Below are 20256 nucleotides of genomic sequence, written 5' to 3'. Positions count from 1 at the left end.
CCGCGTTGCAACGAGAAGGGGCGGGGGCGGAACATCCGCGCGGCACAAACCGCACGAACGAACCAGCACCCGCCCCTAAAACAGCTATTTGTCGTTATCCGACTTGGCTCCAAGAGTCGTCTTCTGAACCTGCATGAGGAACTCGACGTTGCTCCCGGTCTCCCGGATCTTGTTGGTCAGGAGTTCAAGGCTCTGCTGGGTCTCGAGTCCGGAAAGGACGCGGCGCAGCTTCCACATGATCTTGACCTCTTCGGCCGAAAGCAGGTTCTCTTCGCGACGGGTACCCGAAGCGTTGACGTCCACGGCCGGGAAGATGCGCTTGTCCGCCAGCTGGCGGGACAGGCGGAGCTCCATGTTGCCCGTGCCCTTGAACTCTTCGAAGATGACTTCGTCCATCTTGGAACCGGTCTCCACGAGCGCGGTTGCCAGGATGGTCAGCGAGCCGCCGTTTTCGATGTTGCGCGCAGCACCGAAGAAGCGCTTCGGCGGGTAGAGCGCAGCGGAGTCGACGCCACCGGACAGGATGCGGCCGGAGGCCGGTGCTGCCAGGTTGTAGGCGCGGCCCAGGCGGGTCATGGAGTCCAGGAGGACCACCACGTCCATGCCCATTTCCACGAGGCGCTTGGCGCGCTCGATGGAAAGCTCGGCAACCGTGGTGTGGTCATCGGCGGGACGGTCGAAGGTGGAGGCAATGACCTCGCCCTTGACGGTGCGCTGCATGTCCGTGACTTCTTCGGGACGTTCGTCGACCAGCACCATCATGAGGTGGACCTCAGGATTGTTGGTGGTGATCGCGTTGGCGATGGACTGCAGGATGAGCGTCTTGCCGGCCTTGGGCGGGGAGACGATCAGGCCGCGCTGGCCCTTACCGATCGGGGCCACGAGGTCGATGACGCGCGGGCCGATCTTCTTGGGATCCGTTTCGAGGCGCAGGCGCTCGGACGGGTACAGCGGGACGAGCTTGGCGAATTCGACGCGGTCCTTGAGCTCTTCCGGCGTCTTGCCGTTGACCGACGTGACGCGGACGAGCGCGTTGAACTTCTGGCGCGCGGTCTGCTGGCTGCGGTCCTCGCCGTCACGCGGGGCGCGGATTGCGCCGACGACGGCGTCACCCTTGCGCAGGTTGTATTTCTTGACCTGGGCGAGGGACACGTACACGTCGTTGGCACCGGGCAGGTAGCCCGAGGTGCGGATGAACGCGTAGTTCTCGAGTACATCCAGGATGCCGGCAACCGGCAGCAGGACGTCGTCCTCAGTGACCTCGACGTCGTCGACGTCCGGGCCCTGGCCGCGGCCGCGACGGCGTTCGTTGCGGTCGCGGAAGCGGTCGCTGCGGGTGTTTCCATCGCGGTTGTCACGGTTGTCCTGCGGACCCTGGCGGTCGTTGCGGTCGCGGCGGTTGCGACGATTACGGCGGTTGCCGGTGTCATCGCCCTCGTTCGTGTCTTCGCGACGCGTACGGGTGTTGTCGCGGCGTTCGCGCTGACCGGGTTCGCCGGCCTCAACCGAGGCCTGCTCGCCCTGGCGCGGCTGGGTTTGACGCTGCTCGGCCTGGCGCTGCTCGGGCTGACGCTGCTCGGGCTGACGCTGCTCTACACGGGGCTGTTCGGCCTGGCGCTGTTCTACACGGGGCTGTTCTGCCTGGGGCTGCTCGGCAGCGCGGGTTTCACCGGCTTCACCGGCCTCCGCAGGAGCGGCCTCGCCACGACGACGGTTCCGCGTGCGCGGCTGGCGGCGTTCGCCGGCGGCCTCGCTTGCTTCGGCGACGGGAGCGGCAGGAGCCTCGACGACGACGGCGGGAGCCTCCGCGGTTTCCGCGGCGGCAACAACACCATCGCTCGTGGCGCGACGGCTTCGGCCACGGCCACGTGCCCGGGTGCCGTCCTGCGCGGGAGCTTCGGTGGATGCTGCGGCAGGTGCGGCAGCGGTCTCAGCTTCCGGCGCTGCAGGCGCGGCTTTTGCTGCCACGGCCTTGGCCGCGGTAGGAGCCTTGCTCGTGGTTGCACCAGCACGGTGGGCTGAGATAGCCGAGACCAAGTCCCCCTTGCGCATCCGGGATCCGCCCGAAATGCCCAGCTGACTGGCGAGAGCCTGGAGCTGCGCGAGCTTGAGGCCTGCAAGGCCGCTGCTCTTAGCGGTTGCGGCCGTTGATTCAGCTGCAGAAGATGTTGTGTCCACAGCTGAAGCCAGCTCAGTGGTTTCTGTCACGAAGGATCCTTCCCCCTCGACGGCGTCCAGACCTAGAGCTGGACGCGATGATTTGTTCTGGACTGCAGTTCAGATCTGCAGCCGTGATTTCGGTCTTGCCGGTTTAGTTTCAGCAGGGCCGGATACTAATACGTCTTCGATGCTCCGGCGGGCGGGGCGCGGGCTGACGGTTCGGGTAACAGAAAGGGTTCTGTGGCACCTGCGACAGGCCGATAAGGAGACGACACCGGCAGACTTCGACACAGTAGGAGACGGGAACGGCGTTAAGCCGGGATCCAATGTCAGGGAACTGCCCGCGGTTCTACCGCCGGTGCAAGTCCACTCTAGCACCTTCAACGTCCACTGCCAGTGTCATCACGCGCCAGGCAACGTCCGGAGTGTTGTCCGCGGTGAACGTGGTGATCATTTCGGCAATCGCCCCGGCTTCGTCCGCGCCGTTGGCCAATGCCAGAACCGTGGGTCCCGCTCCCGAAACGACAGCTGCATGGCCCGAAGACCGCAATGCCTTGATCAGCGCCGCACTTGGCCGCATTGCCTCTGCACGGTAGCTCTGGTGCAGGTAGTCCTCAGTTCCGGGAAGCAGGAAACGCGGGTCGGCCGTCAATGCGTGGATCAGGAGCGCAGCGCGTCCTGAGTTCATGGCTGCTGCATGGTGGCCGATGGAAGCAGGCAGCAAACCGCGGGCAGTCTCGGTGGACAGTTCGTAGTCAGGCACGGCCACGATCGGGATGACGGACGGGACCACCTCTGCACGGGTGCTGCTGTACTGCTCGCTGTCCTGCCATGACAGGGCCAGTCCGCCGAAAATCGCGGGTGCGACGTTGTCCGGGTGCCCTTCCATCTCGCTGGTGAGTTGCAGGATCCATTCGCGGTCACGCCGGGCGGATTCGGGCACCAAGGCGTTGGCCGCGGTAACGGCGGCGACCACTGCCGAGGCCGAGGAGCCAAGTCCGCGGCCGTGCGGGTTGACGTTGTCCGCGGTGATCTTGAGACCGCTGTGCCGGAAACCGAGTCGTTCCAAGGCCGTGTTGAGGGCGCGCACGACGAGGTGGCTGGCATCGCGCGGGAGGGTGTCGGCTCCCTCACCGGAGAGCTCGAACTCGAGCTCTCCGGTGGTGAGTGTTTCGACAGTCAGGGTGTCGTAGATCGACAATGCCAGGCCGAGGCTGTCATAGCCGGGGCCCAGGTTGGCGCTGGTACCCGGGACCCTGACGGTCAGCTGCTGGCCTGCCGCGACAAGCTTTAGGCCCGTCGCGGTGGGCTGCGTGGTTTCCACTCTTAGTTTTCTTCCAGTCCCAGTTCGGATGCCACGGTCACGACGTCGTTCGGTACCTTGACCGGCTGGACCTCGCTGCCGTCTTCGGTGCGGAGGGCCCACTGCGGGTCTTTGAGTCCGTGTCCGGTGACGGTGATGACAATCGTCTTGCCGGTGGGAACCTCGCCCGCAGCGTGCTTCTTGATGAGGCCGGCAACGCCTGCCGCGGAACCGGGTTCCACGAAGACGCCTTCTTTGGCGGAGAGCCAGCGGTGGGCGTCGAGGATCTCCTCGTCGGTCACCGCGTCAATGAAGCCGCCGGATTCATCGCGTGCAGCGATGGCCGTGTCCCAAGATGCAGGGTTGCCGATGCGGATAGCCGTGGCGATCGTGTCCGGTTCGGTGATGGGGTGGCCCGCCACGAACGGTGCCGCGCCTGCTGCCTGGAATCCCCACATGGCCGGCGTCTTGGTGGAGACGGCGGGAAGGGTGCCGGCGGTTGCGGACTCGAAGGGCGCGGAGTACTCCTTGTAGCCCTTCCAGTACGCGCTGATGTTGCCCGCGTTGCCCACCGGAAGGACGTGGATGTCCGGAGCGTCTCCGAGGGCGTCGACGATTTCGAAGGCACCGGTCTTCTGGCCCTGGATGCGCGCCGGGTTGACGGAGTTCACGAGGAACACCGGGTAGGACTCGCCGAGTTTGCGGGCGATGTCCAGGCAGTTGTCGAAGTTGCCGTCCACCTGCAGGAGCGTAGCGCCGTGCGCGATCGCCTGGCTGAGCTTGCCCATGGAGATCTTGCCTTCGGGGACCAGCACGGCGCACTTCAGCCCGGCGGCCGTGGCGTAGGCGGCGGCGGAGGCCGAGGTGTTGCCGGTGGAAGCGCAGACAACCGCCTTGGCGCCTGCTTCGACTGCCGCAGTCATGGCCATCGTCATGCCGCGGTCCTTGAAGGACCCGGTGGGGTTCATGCCCTCCACCTTCAGGTACACAGTGGATCCAGTGAGTTCGGAGAGCTTCTGCGCGAGGACGAGCGGGGTTCCGCCCTCGCCGAGGGTAATGACCTTCGTGGCTTCCGTTACAGGCAAACGATCAGCGTATTCGCGGATTACTCCGCGCCATTGGTGAGCCACTTAGACCCCTTCTACCCGCAGGACGGATGTCACAGAATTGATGACGTCCAGGCCCTTGACGGCCTCGACGGTTGCCGCGAGTGCGGCTTCGGATGCGCGGTGGGTGACGATCTTCAGCTCGGCAGACTCGACCTTGGAGGCAGCGTCGCGGTGGATCGTCTGGCGCATGATTTCAATCGATACGCCGTGCTCGGCAAAGATGTGGGTGATCCGGGCCAACACGCCGGCCTGGTCGGCAACGTCGAGGCCGATGTAGTAGCTCGTGGTCGAGGCATCGATAGACAGCGCGGGCACGTAGCCCGTTGTGGTCTCGGTACGACCGGGACCGCCAAGCACCACCCGGCGGGCCGCCGAGACGAGGTCGCCCAGGACAGCCGACGCCGTCGGGGTTCCGCCGGCGCCCTGGCCGTAGAACATGAGCTGCCCGGCATTTTCGGCTTCGATGAAGACTGCATTGAACGCACCGCGAACGGCTGCAAGAGGGTGTTCGCGAGGCAGGAGGGTGGGATGGACGCGGACTGAAATGCCGCCCTCGCCGTTCGGGTTGTCTATCTTCTCAGCGATCGCCAGCAGCTTGATGACGAAGCCTGCTTCTTTCGCGGCAGCGATGTCCGCTGCGCTCACCTTGGTGATGCCTTCGCAGTAGACGTCTTCGAGGGCGAAGCGCGTGTGGAAGGACAACGACGCGAGGATGGCGGCCTTGGCCGCGGCGTCATGGCCTTCGACGTCGGCCGTCGGGTCGGCCTCCGCGTATCCGAGCCTTTGGGCTTCGGCCAGCGCGTCGGCGAACTGTGCACCAGTGCTGTCCATTTGGTCGAGGATGAAGTTGGTGGTGCCGTTGACGATGCCCAGGACCCGGGTGATGCGGTCGCCGGAGAGGCTGTCGCGGATGGGGCGCAGGATCGGAATGGCTCCGGCGACGGCAGCCTCATAGGAGAGCTGGACGCCGGCCTTGTCGGCCTCTTCGTAGAGCGTTGGGCCATCCTGTGCCAGGAGTGCCTTGTTGCCGGTCACGACGCAAGCGCCGTTCTGCATGGCGGTCAGGATGAGCGAACGGGCGGGCTCGATGCCGCCCATAAGTTCGATCACCAGGTCGGCGTCCTTGACCAAGGTATCGGCGTCGGTGGTGAACAGTTCGCGCGGCAGTTCGACGTCGCGCTCTGAATCAATGTTCCGCACGGCGATGCCGGACAGCTGCAAGCGTGCGCCGGTGCGGGCCGCAAGTGCGTCGGCGTCGTCAAGGAGAATCCGCGCTACCTGGGCTCCCACGTTGCCACAGCCCAGCAGGGCCACCTTCAGGGTTCGCACTTCAGACATTCGCCACTCCCATGTCGCGGTTCAAGAGATCTTCTTCGGTTTCCCCGCGGACGATCAGCCGGGCGGATCCATTGCGCACAGCGACAACGCCAGGCCTGGCCAGATAGTTGTAGTTGCTTGAGAGGGCCCAGCAGTAAGCGCCGGTTCCCGGTACAGCGAGCAGATCACCGGCTGCCACGTCGTCGGGCAGATATACATCTCTAACAACTATGTCGCCGCTCTCGCAATGTTTGCCCACTACTCGGGACAGTTGCGGGGCAGCGTCCGACGTCCGCGAGGCGAGAATGGCCGAATAATCCGCGTCGTACAGCACCGGACGGGCGTTGTCGCTCATGCCGCCGTCCACCGACACATAGCGGCGGGGGAACGTAACGTTTTCCTTGCCCTCGGCATCTACAGGCGCATCCACGCGAACGGTTTTCAGCGTGCCGACCTCGTACAAGGTGAAGGTGCTGGTGCCCACGATTGCGCGGCCCGGTTCAATCGAAATGCGCGGCGGGGTGATGCCCAGCTCAGCGCACTTGGAGCGTACGACGGCGGCCATCGCCTGCGCGATTTCGGCCGGCGGGCGGGGGGTGTCCACGGGCGTGTAGGCAATGCCGTAGCCGCCTCCCAGGTCCAGTTCGGGCAAGACGATGGAGTACTTCGCCTGCATCGCGGCGAGGAATCCCAACAGCTTCTCGGCTGCCAGGGCGAAGCCGTCGGGCTCGAAGATCTGGGAACCGATGTGGCAGTGCAGGCCCAGGAGTTCCACATTGGGGTACGAGGTGGCCGCAGCGACGGCTTCTTCGGCGGCCGAGAGACCGGCTGACTCAGTGGTATCCCCAGCCATGGAGAGACCGAATTTTTGGTCCTCGTGGGCCGTGGCGATGAATTCGTGGGTGTGGGCGTGGACGCCGGGGGTCAGCCGCAGCATGACCTTCGCCGTCTCGCCGCGGCCGGAGGCAATCTTGGCAAGCCGCTCAAGCTCATCGAGGCTATCCACCACGATGCGTCCAAGCTTCATGTCCAGCGCCCGGTTGATCTCGGCGTCGGACTTGTTGTTGCCGTGCAGCCCCAAATTGGCGCCGTCGATGCCGGCGCGGGCCGCGACGGCGAGCTCGCCTCCTGAGCACGTGTCCAGGCGCAGGCCTTCCTCGGCCACCCAGCTGGCCACGGCAGTGCACAAGAAGGACTTTCCGGCGTAGTAGACGTCCACTCCCCCGCAGATGTCGTCGAAGGCTGTATCAAAGGCATCCTTGAAGGAGCGGGCCCGGGCACGGAAGTCGCCCTCGCTCATGACGAAGAGCGGGGTGCCGAACTGCGCCTTGAGCTCACTGACGGGAACCCCGTCGATGGCGAGTTCGCCGTCGTCGTTCCTCTGGACGCCTTCGGCCCACATCGGCGAGTGAAGCGCGTTCGCGTCCTCCGGCACGGCGAGCCATTCGGGGGCAAGGGGTGAAGCTGCGGCGTTGTTGGGGCTTTGCTGCACGCCGATCACATCCGTTCCGGAGCTGAAACGCCGAGGAGTTCAAGGCCGTTGGCCAGCACCTGGCTGGTGGCGTCGTTGAGCCACAGCCGCGTGCGGTTGACGTCCTGGACGGCTTCGTCGCCGAGCGGCGAAACGCGGCAGGCGTCGTACCAGCGGTGGTAGGCGCCGGCGATGACCTCAAGGTGGCGGGCCACCCGGTGCGGCTCGCGGAGCTCCGCGGCCTTGGCCACGATGGACGGGTAGCTGCCGAGGTAGGACAGCAGCTCGTTCTCGGTGGCGTGGTCCAGCAGGGACGCGTCGAAGGCGCTGTGGTCCACGCCGGCCTCGATCGCATTGCGTGCCGTTCCCCGGGAGCGGGCGTGCGCGTACTGCACGTAGAACACAGGGTTTTCGTTGCTGTTCTTCTTCAGCAGTTCCGGATCCAGTGTCAGCGGCGAATCAGCGGGGAAGCGCGCGAGCGAGTAACGCACGGCGTCCTTCCCGAGCCACTCGATAAGGTCCTTGAGTTCGATGATGTTGCCGGCACGCTTGGACAGCTTGGCGCCGTTGACGGACACAAGCTGTCCGATCAGGACCTCGATGTTGACCTCGGGGTCGTCGCCCGCACAGGCGGCGATGGCCTTGAGTCGGTTGATGTAGCCGTGGTGGTCCGCCCCGAGCAGGTAGATCTTCTCCGTGAAACCGCGGTCCTTCTTCGACAGGTAGTAGGCGGCGTCGGCGGCGAAATACGTGGGTTCGCCGTTCGCACGGATCATCACGCGGTCCTTGTCATCGCCGAAGTCCGTGGTGCGCAGCCAGACTGCCCCGCCGTCGTCGAACACGTGGCCCTGCTCCCGGAGGCGGGCAACGGCGGACTCGATCGCACCGCCGTCGTGCAGTTCCTGCTCGGAGAAGAAGACATCGAAAGCCACACCGAACCCGGCCAGGGTGTCCTTGATGTCCTTCATCTGGGCCTTGTAGGCCGCGGAACGGATCACAGGCAGCGCTGCCTCGTCGGTCAGCTCGCGGATTGCCGGATGGGCCTTGAGGACCTCGTCGCCGAGTTCCCGGATGTACTCACCCGGGTAGCCGCCCTCAGGAACGCCCCGTCCGTGCAGGCGGGACAGTACCGAGTTCGCAAAAACATTCATCTGCGATCCGGCGTCGTTGATGTAGTACTCAGCGGTGACGTCCGCACCGGAGGCGCGAAGGACGCGGGCAATGGAGTCGCCCAGGGCGGCCCAACGCGTGTGGCCGATGTGCAGCGGTCCCGTGGGGTTGGCCGAGACGAATTCCATGTTGACAACATGGCCGGCGAGCGCCTGGTTGGTGCCGTAAGCGCTTCCCGCCTCGACGATGACCTTGGCCAGTGCACCGGCGGCGGCTGCATCCACGGTGATGTTGAGGAAGCCCGGGCCCGCGATCTCTACGGCGGTGACGCCGTCGATCGCTTCCAGCCGCTTGCTCAGGATCGTGGCGAATTCACGCGGGTTGGTCCCGGCATGTTTGGCAAGCTGCAAGGCAATGTTTGTGGCCCAGTCGCCGTGCTCCCGGTTCTTGGGTCGCTCCACGCGCACGTCCTCGGGGAGCGCAGATTCGGAAAGCGCAAGCTCGCCGGCGGCGACAGCGTCTTTCAGGCAGGCGGATATGGCGGCTGAGAGTTCTTCGGGAGTCACCCGTCCAGCCTACCGGTGGGGCTTGCAACTGGTGGAATTCTTATGCTTAGCAATGCGCACATGCGGGCACCAGCGCGCACCCAGCCGGCGTTCAGCTTCGGCCAGTGGAGCTCCCAGATTGAACGGATAGGCTGAAATCAACGTCAAAGGTGTGATCGGCCCACGGCCCGGTAGCAATTTGCATTGACCCTTTTCGAGTCCAGTTGAAACGAGCAGAACCATGACTACGCCGCTCCGCAAGGGCCTTCTGGTGGGCGCCGCCGGCCTCTCCCTGGCCAGTTCGGTGGCAGCTTGCGCCCCCTCGGCCCAAGGCAGCACCCCGCAAAAGACCTCCGCGATTTCCGGCCCGTACAAGGACGGTACCTACAGCGCGGACGGTGACTACATTTCACCCAACGGCGGTGAGACCGTGGGCGTCCAGCTGACCTTGGCCGGTGGCACTATTTCCGCGGTGGACATCACCGTCCATGCCAACAACCCCAACACCAAGGAATTCCAGGGGCAGTTCAAGAACGGCATCGCCGCGCAGGTGGTCGGCAAGAAACTGGACGAGATCAACGTCTCAAAAGTAGCCGGCTCCTCGCTGACCAGCGAAGGATTCAACAAGGCCGTGGAAACCATCAAGTCCGAGGCCAACTAGCCGCATGACTCACACGGGCTGGAGCGTTTTCAGCTTCGACGGTATCGGGACCAGATGGGAAATCTCGACGCCGGAGGAACTCCCCGAGGGGGTGCGCGCCAGCTTGCTCGGCGTCGTGGAGGACTACGACCGAAGCTACTCGCGTTTCCGGGGCGACTCCCTGCTTGCCACGCTTGCTCGTGAAGCCGGCACCGTCACTCTCCCGGCCGGGGCCAACGAACTGGGAGTGCTGTTCAGGAAGCTCTACCGCCTCAGCGACGGTGCCATGACGCCGCTCATCGGCGGCAGCCTCGAGCGCCTGGGCTACGGGGCGGACTATTCCCTGACGCCGCTCGGAAATCCAATACCGGCGCCGCGCTGGGAAGACGTCCTGGAGTGGAACGGCACAGAGATCTCCGCTTCCGCTCCGGTGGTCCTGGACATCGGTGCCGCCGGGAAGGGCCAATTGGTGGACCTTGCGGCGGCGGTCCTGCACTCAGCGGGAATCACCGAGTTCCTTGTCGATGCCAGCGGCGACATGCTCCATTCCGGGGCGGAACCATTGGGCGTGGCCCTCGAACACCCATACGACCCCACCCAGGCGATCGGCGTCGTCGAACTCCACGACGGCGCGCTGTGCGCTTCCGCGGCCAACCGCCGAGCGTGGGGCGACGGACTGCACCATGTCCTCGACGGCGCGACCGGTTGCCCGATAGAGACGGTCGTGGCCACGTGGACCATGGCCGCCACCGCAATGGAAGCCGACGCCCTGGCCACGGCACTCTTCATGGTGGACCCGACGGTGCTTGAGGGAGAATTCGATTTCTCCTGGCTCAAGGTTTATTCGGACGGACACGCCGCCTATTCGGCCGGCTTCGAAGGGACACTGTTCTCATGATTGCCATCAAAGCGCGTGTGGATGCCTGGCTCGGCCATTTCACGATGTACCGGCTGATCCTCTGGGTGCTTGCCGTGCTCGCGGCGTACAGCATGGTGTTGAACGCCTTGGGCTGGCTAAGCTTCGGGCTGCCTGAAATGCTGGTCCACCTCGTGCTGTGCCTGGGTCTGACGTACGCATCCAACCGCCTCGTGGCCATGCTCTTCAAGGTCCAACCGCATTCGGAGTCCTCGCTCATTACGGGCCTTCTGTTGTACTTCCTGTTCTGGCCCACTGAGCTGATTCCCTCGGTCCGGATCCTCGATCTCGCCGGAGTCGCCGTGGCATGTGTCCTCGCCTCGGTATCCAAATACGTCTTGGCCTTCCGCGGCCGGCATATTTTCAATCCCGCCGCCGCGGGCGCCTTCATCGCCGGGCTTACGGGCTTGAATATCGCCACGTGGTGGGCGGCAACTCCGGCCATGCTGTGGCTTCTGGTTCCCGGCGTGCTGCTGGTGTTGTACCGGACGCTGAAGGTGCTCATGGCCTGCGCTTTCCTCGTGGTGGCGGTGTCGGTGGTGTGCGCCGTGCTCCTGCGGGGCGGCATGACCTTCGGCCCGGCCTTGTGGCAGCCGATCTCGCAGCAGCCGCTGCTGTTTTTCGTCGGCTTCATGCTCACCGAGCCCCTCACCCTGCCTCCCCGCCGTTGGCAGCAAGTGGCGCTGGCCGTCGTCGTGGCCTTGTTGTTTGCGGTTCCTTACAACCTGGCGGGCGTCGTCGCCAATTCGCCGGAGCTCGCGCTGCTCATCGGGAACTTCCTCGCATTCCTGGCCGGACAGCGGGGCGGAATCATGCTGACGTTCAAGGGTTCGCGTCCCCTGACGCCCTTCACCACCGAATTCCGTTTTGAGCCACGACGGCCCGTCCGTTTTCTGCCGGGCAGTTCATGGAACTCAACCTTCCACACTCGCGCTCGGACGGGAAAGGACGGCGCCGGGTCTTCAGCATCACCAGCCCGCCGGACTCGCCCGAGATGACATTCGGCGTCGGCACGGCGGAACCCGTCTCGGCCGCGAAGCGCGCGTTGCTCGCACTTGAGCCTGGAGAGTGCGTCCGTGGAACCGCGGTGGGCGGCGACTTTGTCTTACCGCCCGACGCCGGCAAACCCGTGCTGCTCATCGCGGCGGGAATCGGGATCGCCCCTTTCCTCTCCCACCTCGCGTCCGGCGACTCCGAGCAAAGGGACATTGTCGTGTTGTATCTCGCCCCCAGCGCCGCCGAACTAGCCGGGAGCGATGTCCTGGCGGCCTCCGGCGCACGGGTCATCGCCCGCCTTTCGGACGGTTCGTCACCGCCGTCGTTCATGCACGACGCCGGGCGGAGCCGTATCGACGGCGACTCCCTGCGGGAGCTCGTCCCCGATGTCGCCGAGCGGGACGTGTACGTCTCCGGGTCCCCGGCAAACGTGGACACCCTTCGCTCCGCCGCCCGCCATGCCGGAGCCCGACGAATCCATGTCGACGCTTTCGCCGGCTACTGACGGCCCGCCCCCACCCGTTTTCCATTGCGGCGCGGTGACCTGCTAAGCTCGTGGACGTCCCTCCGGCAACGGACGGGAGCCCCGGATGCCCTCGTAGCTCAGGGGATAGAGCGTCTGCCTCCGGAGCAGAAGGCCGTAGGTTCGAATCCTATCGAGGGCACAAAAGAAAACCCCGCCAGTTCAAGGAACCGGCGGGGTTTTTCTTTGGCTCGCCGCGTTGCCGGGATGTCGGATTCTGCTCAATCATTCGAATGGATAAATTCCGGGCCCGCGGAATCACGGGACCGGCAACTTCGGCGAAGCGAATGATCCGGCAGAATCCGACGGCGTCCAGGCCTCGCGGTGGTAGTTCGCGGACATGCCGCACAGGGCCGGCGATAAAGTCGGTGGCCGCTCCTAAGCTGTTCGTACCCGTCCAACAGGTACGAAAGGGTTCGCCGTGATTTGTTCCATCATTCCTCCCTATATGCTGCGAAGGCTGGCGGCCCAGCACGAGCCCCGCCTGCGGGTGATTGCACGCGCGGCCAAGGAATCCCTGCTGCACATCAAGAACCTCCAGGCGGTCCGGGCGCTTCCGGTGCCGGTCCCTGTGCCCACGGCGCGCCAGGCGAAACCCGGTCCGCCCAAGCGGACTATCTACGACGCAGGCTCCACCGAGGCCTTGCCCGGCAAGCTCGTCCGCAAGGAGAAAGGTCCGGCGACGGGCGACGCAGCCGCCGATGAAGCCTACGAGGGACTGGGCGAAACCCACGCGCTTTATGCAGGGGCGTTCAGCCGGAATTCGATCGACGGCGCCGGGCTGAAACTCGATGCCACTGTCCACTACGGCGAGCTGTACGACAATGCATTCTGGAACGGCAGCCAAATGGTCTTCGGTGACGGCGACGGCGAGATCTTCCAAAGGTTCACGAAGTCGCTCAGCGTGATAGGGCACGAGCTCGCCCATGGCGTCACCCAGTACACGGCAGCCCTCGCCTACCGGAACCAGGCCGGAGCCCTCAACGAGTCCATGTCGGACGTTTTCGGTGCGCTTGTGGAGCAGTATGCCAAAAAGCAATCTGCTGCCGAGGCCAGCTGGCTGATCGGTGAGGGCTTGTTCACCGACGCCGTCCAAGGCACCGCGCTCCGTTCCATGAAAGCACCAGGGACTGCCTACGACGACGACGTGCTCGGCAAGGATCCGCAACCGGACTCCATGGACAAGTACGTCCGCACCACCGCCGACAACGGTGGTGTCCACATCAACTCAGGCATCCCCAACCGGGCGTTCTCCCTTGTTGCCCTGGAGCTGGGCGGCACTGCCTGGGAGGCGCCGGGACAGATCTGGTACAACACGCTGACCAGCGGCTCACTGCCTGCCACGTGCACCTTCGGACGCTTCGCGAAGGCCACAGTGGCGTCGGCAGAAGAGCTCTTCGGCGCCGGTTCAAACGAGCATGACGCAGTCCATAAGGCGTGGGAAACTGTGAAGGTAAAGCTCTAGCAGCACCCTCCGGAGCAGTGGAAGCCGCAGAACATGAAAATCACTGTCCAGCGCAGCGGTGGCGTTGCCGCGATCACACGCGTCTGGACCGTGGATGCCGCCACTTCCGAAGACAAGCGACGATGGTTGCCGATCGTGGAGGCCTGCCCTTGGGACCAGGTGCCATCCCGCGGTCAAGCCCGCGCACAAACGGCCGCGCGGACAGCCGGGAAAGCTGCGGGGCAAGCCGACCGGTTCATGTATTCGATCCGCGCCGGTCAACACCGGGCCACGCTTCCGGAGACCGATGTCACCGGGCCATGGCACACCCTCGTGGAGAACGCCAAGGTAGAGGGCCGGGAGACCCTCCGCCGCTAGCCAACCTCCGCCAACTGGCCACGGAAAGCCCTGCGGTACGACTGCGGGCTCGTGGCCAGGACCTTGGCGAAGTGGTGCCGCAGCAGCACGGAATGCCCGAACCCGGCTTCGCGCGCAACCTCGTCGATGTTCAGCTCCGTGGTTTCCAGGAGTTCCTGCGCCCGGAGCACCCGTTGCGAGTTGAGCCAGGCCGCCGGTGTGGCACCCGTTTCGGCCCGGAACCGGCGTGCGAAGGTCCGGGCGGACATGTGCAGCCGGGCCGCCAGTTCGTTGACGCTGTGGTCCCGATCGAGGTTCTCCACCATCCAGCGCAGCAATGCCTCCATGGGCGCGGAGCCGCACGGGGGCATGGGCCGGTCGATGAACTGGGCCTGGCCGCCGTCGCGGTGCGGCGGAACCACCATGTCGCGGGCAATGGCTGCTGCGACATTGGCGCCCAACTCCACCCGGACCAAATGCAGGCAGGCGTCAATACCGGCGGCAGTGCCGGCACTTGAGATGATCGTTCCGTCCTGGACGTAGAGCACATTTTCGTCCACGTGAATCTTCGGGTACCTGCCGGCCAGGTCCTGTGAATAGTGCCAGTGCGTGGTGCAGCGGCGCCCGTCAAGGAGGCCAGCACGCGCAAGCGCGTACGCCCCGGAGCAAATCGACATGACCCAGGCCCCGCGCGCGTGCGCCGCCCGCAGCGCATCCAATACGGACTCCGGGACGTCCTCATCCCGTCCGTACGGGGCCATGATGACCAGGTCGGCATCGGCCGTAGCTTCCAGGCCCAGGCCGACATGCATCGACAGGCCGGACTTCATCTTCACGTCTCCAGGGACGGGAGTGCAGACCCTGAAGTCAAAACCGGGAACGCCACTCCCCCGGTCCGCGCGGTCAATGCCAAAGACTTCGCAGGCGGTCCCGAATTCGAAGATCGAGAAGTTGGGAACAACAATGATTGCCACCGTTTTCAACATAGATCCAGTGTGGCAGAAAATTGCCTAAATGGGTCGTTTCTGCCACTGTTTCTTGAAGTGCATCAGGAACACGATGGAGTCATGGAGTTCATCGGAGTTTTGCTATTCATCGTCTTCATCATCACCGCCGCCGCTTCCATCTCAGCGGTCCTTCGGGACGGCCGCGGCCACCTTCCCCCCGACCGTTCCGAGCCTTGGACCTCGCGGGATCTGCCTAACAACTCGTGCTGGACACTGCGCGCCTTCTAAACACAGTCTGTCCCCCCAACACGGACGACTTTTGTCCGCATGGTGGGCTAGATTCAATGCCATGATCCAGACGTCCGCCAGGCTGCTGCAATTGCTGTCCTTGCTGCAGGTCCGGCGCGAATGGACCGGCCCGGCATTGGCCAAGCGGATGGGTGTCACGGAGCGCACCGTCCGCCGCGATATCGACAAGCTCCGGAACCTTGGCTACCCCATCCATGCTTCGCCGGGCATTGCCGGCGGCTACCAGCTGGGCGCCGGGGCCCAGCTCCCGCCGTTGCTGCTCGACGACAATGAAGCACTCGCCGTCGCCTTGGGGCTCAACTCCGTGGCGGCGGGTCCCGTGGCCGGCATCGGCGAAGCATCGGTGCGCGCCCTGGCCAAGCTCGAGCAGGTGCTGCCCGCACGTCTCCGCCCGAAGTTCGCGATGCTCAAGGCCGCGGTGACCACGCTGCCCAGCAACGCGGCGTCGGTAGACCCGCAGCAGCTCACGGTGGTGTCTGCTGCGATTGCGGACAAGCGACAACTCAGTTTCGACTACGTCAAGGCCGACGGCGACTCCGGCCGGCGCTTGGTGGAGCCATACCGGCTGGTGGACACCGGGCGGCGCTGGTACCTGGTCGCTTGGGATGTGGACCGGGAAGACTGGCGCACGTTCCGTGCCGACCGCATCGCCTCACTTCCGGCTGAACGGAAAAAGTATGTACCGCGCCCCTTGCCGGCCAAGGACCTCGCGGACTACGTCCAACGCTCCGTGACCCGCTCGCCGTACCGCTACGACGTCGTCGTGCGCCTCCATGCCCCCATCGGCGAGGTGGCCGCCGTCGTCGGCCCGCAGCTCGCGAGCTTGAGCGACGACGGCGGGAACGCCACCCTGCTACGCGCCGGCTGGGACAGCCTGGCGCAACCGGCGGCGCACCTCGCGGCGCTGGACATGGACTTTGAGATCATCTCTCCGGAGGAATTCAAGGAGTATGCCCGCACCATGGCCGGGCGATTGGAAAAGGCCGCAGGGAACCACGCAATGCAAGGCGACGCGCCGCCACAGTAGACTGTCAGCAGCCATGACACTTCATATTTCCTACCCCGCAGAGCTGCCCGTCTCCGAGCGCCGCGAGGACTTGATGGCGGCCATTGCCGCAAACCAGGTGACCATCATCGCCGGCGAAACCGGTTCCGGCAAGACCACCCAGATCCCCAAAATGTGCCTGGAACTCGGCCTCGGGGACAAGGGCCTGATCGGCCACACCCAGCCGCGCCGCCTTGCCGCGCGTACCGTTGCCGAACGCATCGCCTTCGAGATGGGCGTGGAGATCGGGCAGGAAGTGGGCTTCCAGGTCCGTTTCACCGGCGAAGTGAGCAGGGCTACCAAAATCAAGCTGATGACCGACGGCATCCTGCTGGCAGAGATCCAGCGGGACAAGCTGCTGCGCAAGTACAGCGCCATCATCATCGACGAGGCACACGAGCGCAGCCTCAACATCGACTTCATCCTGGGCTACCTCAAGCGGATCCTCCCACAAAGGCCGGACCTGAGGGTCATTATCACCTCCGCGACCATCGACCCCCAGCGTTTCGCGAAGCATTTCGGCAGCGAAGAAGAACCTGCGCCGATCATGGAAGTCTCGGGCCGGACCTACCCGGTGGAAATCCGCTATCGTCCGCTGTCCCAGCCGGCCGGCGGCAGTGCCTCCGGTGAAGATGAGGACGCGTCCGACGACGAGCTTGAGGAGGACCGCGACCCCCTCGACGCAGTGTGCGACGCCGTCGACGAGCTCGCGCTTGAGGCTCCGGGAGACATCCTGGTGTTCTTCTCCGGCGAGCGCGAAATCCGCGACGCCGCGGAAGCCCTGAACGGCCGGATCCAAGCCAACCGCAGGTTGGCGGGCACGGAAGTCCTGCCATTGTTTGCCCGTTTGAGCCTGCAGGAGCAGCACAGGGTTTTCAACCCGGGCGGCAAGCGGCGGATCATCCTCGCCACGAACGTCGCGGAAACTTCGCTGACGGTGCCCGGCATCAAGTACGTCATCGACACCGGCACGGCCCGCATCTCGCGCTACTCGCACCGCACCAAGGTGCAACGGCTGCCGATTGAACGTGTTTCGCAGGCATCGGCAAGCCAGCGTTCCGGCCGCTGCGGGCGTGTCTCCGAAGGTATCGCCATCCGGCTCTATTCCGAGGAAGACTTCGAGTCCCGCCCCCCGTTCACTGATCCGGAGATCCTGAGGACCAACCTTGCCGCGGTCATCCTGCAGATGACGGCCATGGGTGTTGCCCGCGGCCCCAAAGACGTCGAGAACTTCCCCTTTGTTGAGCCGCCGGACTCCCGTGCCATCAACGACGGCGTCACGCTGCTGCGCGAACTCGGCGCCCTAAGCGCGGCGCGCATGGGCGACGGCGGCGCTCCCCCAGCCATCGACGGCGGCAACGCGCGTACCAGCGGCGGCCTGACCGCCGTCGGGCAGAAGTTGGCCCAGCTCCCGGTCGACCCCCGGCTTGGCAGAATGATTGTGGAGGCCGGAAAGCGCGGCTGCGTCAAGGAAGTCATGATCCTGGCGGCTGCTTTGACTATCCAGGATCCGCGAGAGCGCCCGAGCGACAAGCAGCAGCTTGCGGCGGAGAAGCACGCACGCTTCCGGGACGAGAACTCGGACTTCACCGGATTCCTTAACCTGTGGAACTACATCCAGGAAAAGCAGCAGGAGCTCTCCTCCACGCAGTTCCGCCGGCTGTGCAGGAACGAGTTCATCAACTACCTGCGCGTCCGCGAATGGCAGGACCTCTTCCAGCAATTGCGCCAGCTCGCCAAGCCGCTGGGCATCACTATCGACAACAAGCGCGAGGCCGACCCCGTTGGCAACAACGAGGGAATCCACATCAGCCTGCTCTCGGGACTGCTGAGCCACATCGGCATGCTGGATGAACGCAAGCGCGAATACGCCGGAGCACGCGGCAGCCGTTTCGCCATCTTCCCGGGTTCGGCACTGTTCAAGAAGTCGCCCGCTTTTGTGATGGCCGCGGAGTTGGTTGAAACAAGCCGGCTCTGGGCCCGGGTCGCGGCGAAGTTCGATCCCTTGTGGGCCGAGCAAGTTGCACCGGATCTCGTGAAGCGCTCCTACAGCGAGCCCCACTGGTCCACCCGGACGGGCTCGGTCATGGCGCACGAGAAGGTCATGCTCTACGGAGTTCCCATCATCCCGAACCGCCGCATCAACTACGGCAGGATCGACCCCGAGCTCTGCCGCGAACTCTTCATCCGGCATGCCCTCGTAGAAGGCGACTGGAAGACCCACCACAAATTCTTCCACCGCAACCGCGCCTTGCTCCTCGAGATCGAGGAACTCGAGACGCGGATGCGCCGGAGGGACATCCTGGTGGACGACCACACGCTTTTCGAGTTCTACGACGCCAGGATCGGCAAGGACGTTGTCTCCGAACGCCACTTCGACAAATGGTGGAAGGAAGCCCGCCAGCAGGACCCCACCCTGCTCGACTTCGACCAATCGCTGCTCATCAGCGAGGACGCCGAAGCCCTGGACGATTCCGCCTACCCGAAAACCTGGCTGCACAAGGGCTTTGAGCTGCCCCTGAGCTACGAGTTCCATCCCGTGGCTCCCGGCTCCCCGCCCAACCCCTCGGACGGTGTCACAGCCGAGGTCCCCGTGCTTTTCCTCAACCAGCTCGACGACGCCGCCTTCCGATGGCAGATACCCGGCCAGCGGGTGGAGCTCGTGGCGGCGCTGATCAAGTCGCTGCCCAAACACATCCGTAAGAACTTCGTGCCGGCGCCGGATGTGGCCCGGCAAGCCGCTGCTGCCTTGGAAACCGACTTCGATCCCGCCTCGGACGCTCTTGAGGCCTCCCTTGAGCTGGTGCTGCGCCGTATCCGGGGACACATCATTCCTCCGGGATCGTGGAATTGGGACGCCGTTCCGGCGCACCTGCGCGTCAGCTTCAAGATAGTGGACAGCCGCGGCAAGGTGCTCGACGAAGGCAAGGACCTGGCGGCGCTCCAGGAGCAGCTGGCCCCGGCTACCCGCCGGGCGATCGCCGAATCCCTCGGAGCAACACCCGCGACGACGGCACGCGCCAACGGTCCCAAGGGCGCCCCGGGGCCCGGAGGTGCCGGATCCCCGGGCGGAAACGGCGGCGGCGGGGCAACCCCGCAGGCCGCTGGTTTCCTGTCCGAGCAAACCGGGCTCACCGAGTGGACTTTCGGAGCTATCGAACGCCAAGTGACGCGCACTGTGAAGGGGCACGATGTCACGGGTTTTCCCGCCCTCGTGGATGAGGGCAAATCCGTTGCGTTCCGCGTGTTCCAGACCCGGGCGGAGCAGGAGTCGGCAATGCGCGGCGGCGTGATCCGGCTGCTCGCCCTGCGGGTTCCCGCCCCGGACCGTTACGTCCTGGAACATTTGAACAACACGGAGAAGTTGACGTTCAGCCAGAACCCCCATGGTTCGGTGAGCGCCTTGATCGCGGACTGCGTCCTGGCGGCCATCGACAAGCTGACTCCGGCCGAACTTCCTTGGGACAAGGCGGCGTTCGATGCCCTGTACGAGCTGGTCCGTGCGGAACTGATCGACACCGTCTTCACGGTGACGGCCGTCGTCGAACGCATTTTGGGGAGCACCCGGCGCATCGAGAAGCAACTCAAGGGCAGCACGAGCCTCGCCTTGATCAGTGCGCTCAACGACATGAAGAGCCAACTGGAGCAGCTCGTGTTCCCCGGTTTTGTAGCACGGACGGGCTACGCCCAATTGAGCCAGTTGCCTCGGTATCTGGCCGGAATCGAGAAGCGCCTCGAAAAGCTTCCGAACAATGTCCAGCGTGACGGCCTGAACATGTCGGTCGTCCAGGCGTTGGAGGACGACTACGACGACGCCGTCTCCGCCCTGTTGCCCGGCCGACGGGCAGGAGCTGAGTTAACACGGGTGCGCTGGATGATCGAGGAGCTGCGCGTGAGCCTTTTCGCCGTCGAGCTTGGCACAGCCTACTCGGTCTCGGAAAAGCGCATCCGGACGGTACTCAACCAGGCGCTGGCGCCCGCGTAAGGGGTGCCAGCGGCTTCGCCGGGGCGTCCCGGCACAAAACAGGAGCTTGTTTCCAGCTCCGGGCCAACAGGCTGCGGAA

At 64.9% G+C, this 20256-nt stretch carries 14 protein-coding genes, 1 tRNA gene and 1 pseudogene; 9 read left to right on the top strand and 7 right to left on the bottom strand.

The features are described 5' to 3' along the window. Positions 1-84: 84 nt before the first annotated feature. The 6 genes from rho to argS all read right to left on the bottom strand — a co-directional run bounded on the left by rho (position 85) and on the right by argS (position 9036). Positions 85-2208 (bottom strand): transcription termination factor Rho, encoded by a 2124-nt coding sequence (gene rho / locus ABD742_RS06605; RefSeq protein ID WP_234747885.1) that lies wholly within the window; start codon positions 2206-2208, stop codon positions 85-87. 301 nt (positions 2209-2509) lie between these two features. Continuing rightward, positions 2510-3484: a homoserine kinase gene (gene thrB, locus ABD742_RS06600; protein ID WP_234747887.1), complete on the bottom strand. Its 975-nt coding sequence runs from the start codon at positions 3482-3484 to the stop codon at positions 2510-2512. Between the two features lie 2 nt (positions 3485-3486). Further along, positions 3487-4593, bottom strand: coding sequence for a threonine synthase (gene thrC / locus ABD742_RS06595; protein ID WP_234747889.1), 1107 nt, complete (start codon positions 4591-4593; stop codon positions 3487-3489). After that, a complete protein-coding gene (locus ABD742_RS06590; RefSeq protein WP_234747891.1) occupies positions 4594-5910 on the bottom strand; it encodes a homoserine dehydrogenase in 1317 nt (438 codons plus the stop codon). Beyond that, positions 5903-7381, bottom strand: coding sequence for a diaminopimelate decarboxylase (gene lysA / locus ABD742_RS06585; RefSeq protein ID WP_234747893.1), 1479 nt, complete (start codon positions 7379-7381; stop codon positions 5903-5905). Before lysA ends, ABD742_RS06590 begins: the two co-directional genes overlap by 8 nt. Before the next feature lie 5 nt (positions 7382-7386). After that, positions 7387-9036 (bottom strand): arginine--tRNA ligase, encoded by a 1650-nt coding sequence (argS, locus tag ABD742_RS06580; protein ID WP_234747894.1) that lies wholly within the window; start codon positions 9034-9036, stop codon positions 7387-7389. Between the two features lie 220 nt (positions 9037-9256). Here argS and ABD742_RS06575 point away from each other — a divergent pair, with 220 nt between their 5' ends. The 6 genes and pseudogenes from ABD742_RS06575 (at position 9257) to ABD742_RS06550 (ending at position 13912) form a co-directional block, all read left to right on the top strand. After that, on the top strand, positions 9257-9676 hold the full coding sequence (locus ABD742_RS06575; RefSeq protein ID WP_234747896.1) for an FMN-binding protein: 420 nt from the start codon (positions 9257-9259) through the stop codon (positions 9674-9676). A gap of 4 nt (positions 9677-9680) precedes the next feature. After that, positions 9681-10553, top strand: a complete 873-nt coding sequence (locus tag ABD742_RS06570) for an FAD:protein FMN transferase (RefSeq protein ID WP_234747898.1) — start codon at positions 9681-9683, stop codon at positions 10551-10553. Further along, positions 10550-12072 (top strand): annotated as a pseudogene (locus ABD742_RS06565) (FAD-dependent oxidoreductase). The gene ABD742_RS06570 and the pseudogene ABD742_RS06565 overlap by 4 nt, the downstream one beginning before the upstream one ends. Before the next feature lie 87 nt (positions 12073-12159). Continuing rightward, a tRNA-Arg gene (locus ABD742_RS06560) sits at positions 12160-12232 on the top strand. A 306-nt stretch (positions 12233-12538) separates the two neighbouring features. Next, a complete protein-coding gene (locus tag ABD742_RS06555; protein WP_234747900.1) occupies positions 12539-13555 on the top strand; it encodes a M4 family metallopeptidase in 1017 nt (338 codons plus the stop codon). A 33-nt stretch (positions 13556-13588) separates the two neighbouring features. Beyond that, positions 13589-13912, top strand: coding sequence for a protealysin inhibitor emfourin (locus tag ABD742_RS06550; RefSeq protein WP_234747902.1), 324 nt, complete (start codon positions 13589-13591; stop codon positions 13910-13912). Here ABD742_RS06550 and ABD742_RS06545 read toward each other — a convergent pair. Further along, a complete protein-coding gene (locus ABD742_RS06545; protein ID WP_234747904.1) occupies positions 13909-14877 on the bottom strand; it encodes a GlxA family transcriptional regulator in 969 nt (322 codons plus the stop codon). The two genes, ABD742_RS06550 and ABD742_RS06545, sit on opposite strands and share 4 nt — an antisense overlap. 81 nt (positions 14878-14958) lie before the next feature. Between ABD742_RS06545 and ABD742_RS06540 the strand changes: the two genes are divergently transcribed. The 3 genes from ABD742_RS06540 (at position 14959) to hrpA (ending at position 20177) form a co-directional block, all read left to right on the top strand. Further along, positions 14959-15126, top strand: a complete 168-nt coding sequence (locus ABD742_RS06540; RefSeq protein ID WP_234747906.1) for a hypothetical protein — start codon at positions 14959-14961, stop codon at positions 15124-15126. Positions 15127-15187: 61 nt separating this feature from the next. Further along, the gene (locus tag ABD742_RS06535) at positions 15188-16174 is read left to right on the top strand and encodes a helix-turn-helix transcriptional regulator (protein WP_234747908.1); all 987 of its coding nucleotides are present in this window, start codon (positions 15188-15190) and stop codon (positions 16172-16174) included. A gap of 13 nt (positions 16175-16187) precedes the next feature. Next, complete coding sequence (gene hrpA, locus ABD742_RS06530) at positions 16188-20177, top strand: ATP-dependent RNA helicase HrpA (RefSeq protein ID WP_234747910.1); 3990 nt, start codon at positions 16188-16190, stop codon at positions 20175-20177. The last annotated feature ends 79 nt before the right edge of the window (positions 20178-20256 follow it).

The sequence above is a fragment of the Arthrobacter ramosus genome (assembly GCF_039535095.1).
GTDB lineage: Bacteria > Actinomycetota > Actinomycetes > Actinomycetales > Micrococcaceae > Arthrobacter > Arthrobacter ramosus.
Note: the sequence above shows the minus strand (reverse complement) of the source record. Positions and strands in the feature narration are given on the sequence as shown.

Bases quoted from the DNA above. Each gene is read 5' to 3' on its own strand.
- ABD742_RS06540 (WP_234747906.1), top strand. From the start codon at position 14,959: ATGGAGTTCATCGGAGTTTTGCTATTCATCGTCTTCATCATCACCGCC.
- ABD742_RS06590 (WP_234747891.1), bottom strand. From the start codon at position 5,910: ATGTCTGAAGTGCGAACCCTGAAGGTGGCCCTGCTGGGCTGTGGCAAC.
- hrpA (WP_234747910.1), top strand. From the start codon at position 16,188: ATGACACTTCATATTTCCTACCCCGCAGAGCTGCCCGTCTCCGAGCGC.
- ABD742_RS06570 (WP_234747898.1), top strand. From the start codon at position 9,681: ATGACTCACACGGGCTGGAGCGTTTTCAGCTTCGACGGTATCGGGACC.
- ABD742_RS06535 (WP_234747908.1), top strand. From the start codon at position 15,188: ATGATCCAGACGTCCGCCAGGCTGCTGCAATTGCTGTCCTTGCTGCAG.
- ABD742_RS06545 (WP_234747904.1), bottom strand. From the start codon at position 14,877: ATGTTGAAAACGGTGGCAATCATTGTTGTTCCCAACTTCTCGATCTTC.
- ABD742_RS06550 (WP_234747902.1), top strand. From the start codon at position 13,589: ATGAAAATCACTGTCCAGCGCAGCGGTGGCGTTGCCGCGATCACACGC.
- ABD742_RS06575 (WP_234747896.1), top strand. From the start codon at position 9,257: ATGACTACGCCGCTCCGCAAGGGCCTTCTGGTGGGCGCCGCCGGCCTC.
- ABD742_RS06555 (WP_234747900.1), top strand. From the start codon at position 12,539: ATGCTGCGAAGGCTGGCGGCCCAGCACGAGCCCCGCCTGCGGGTGATT.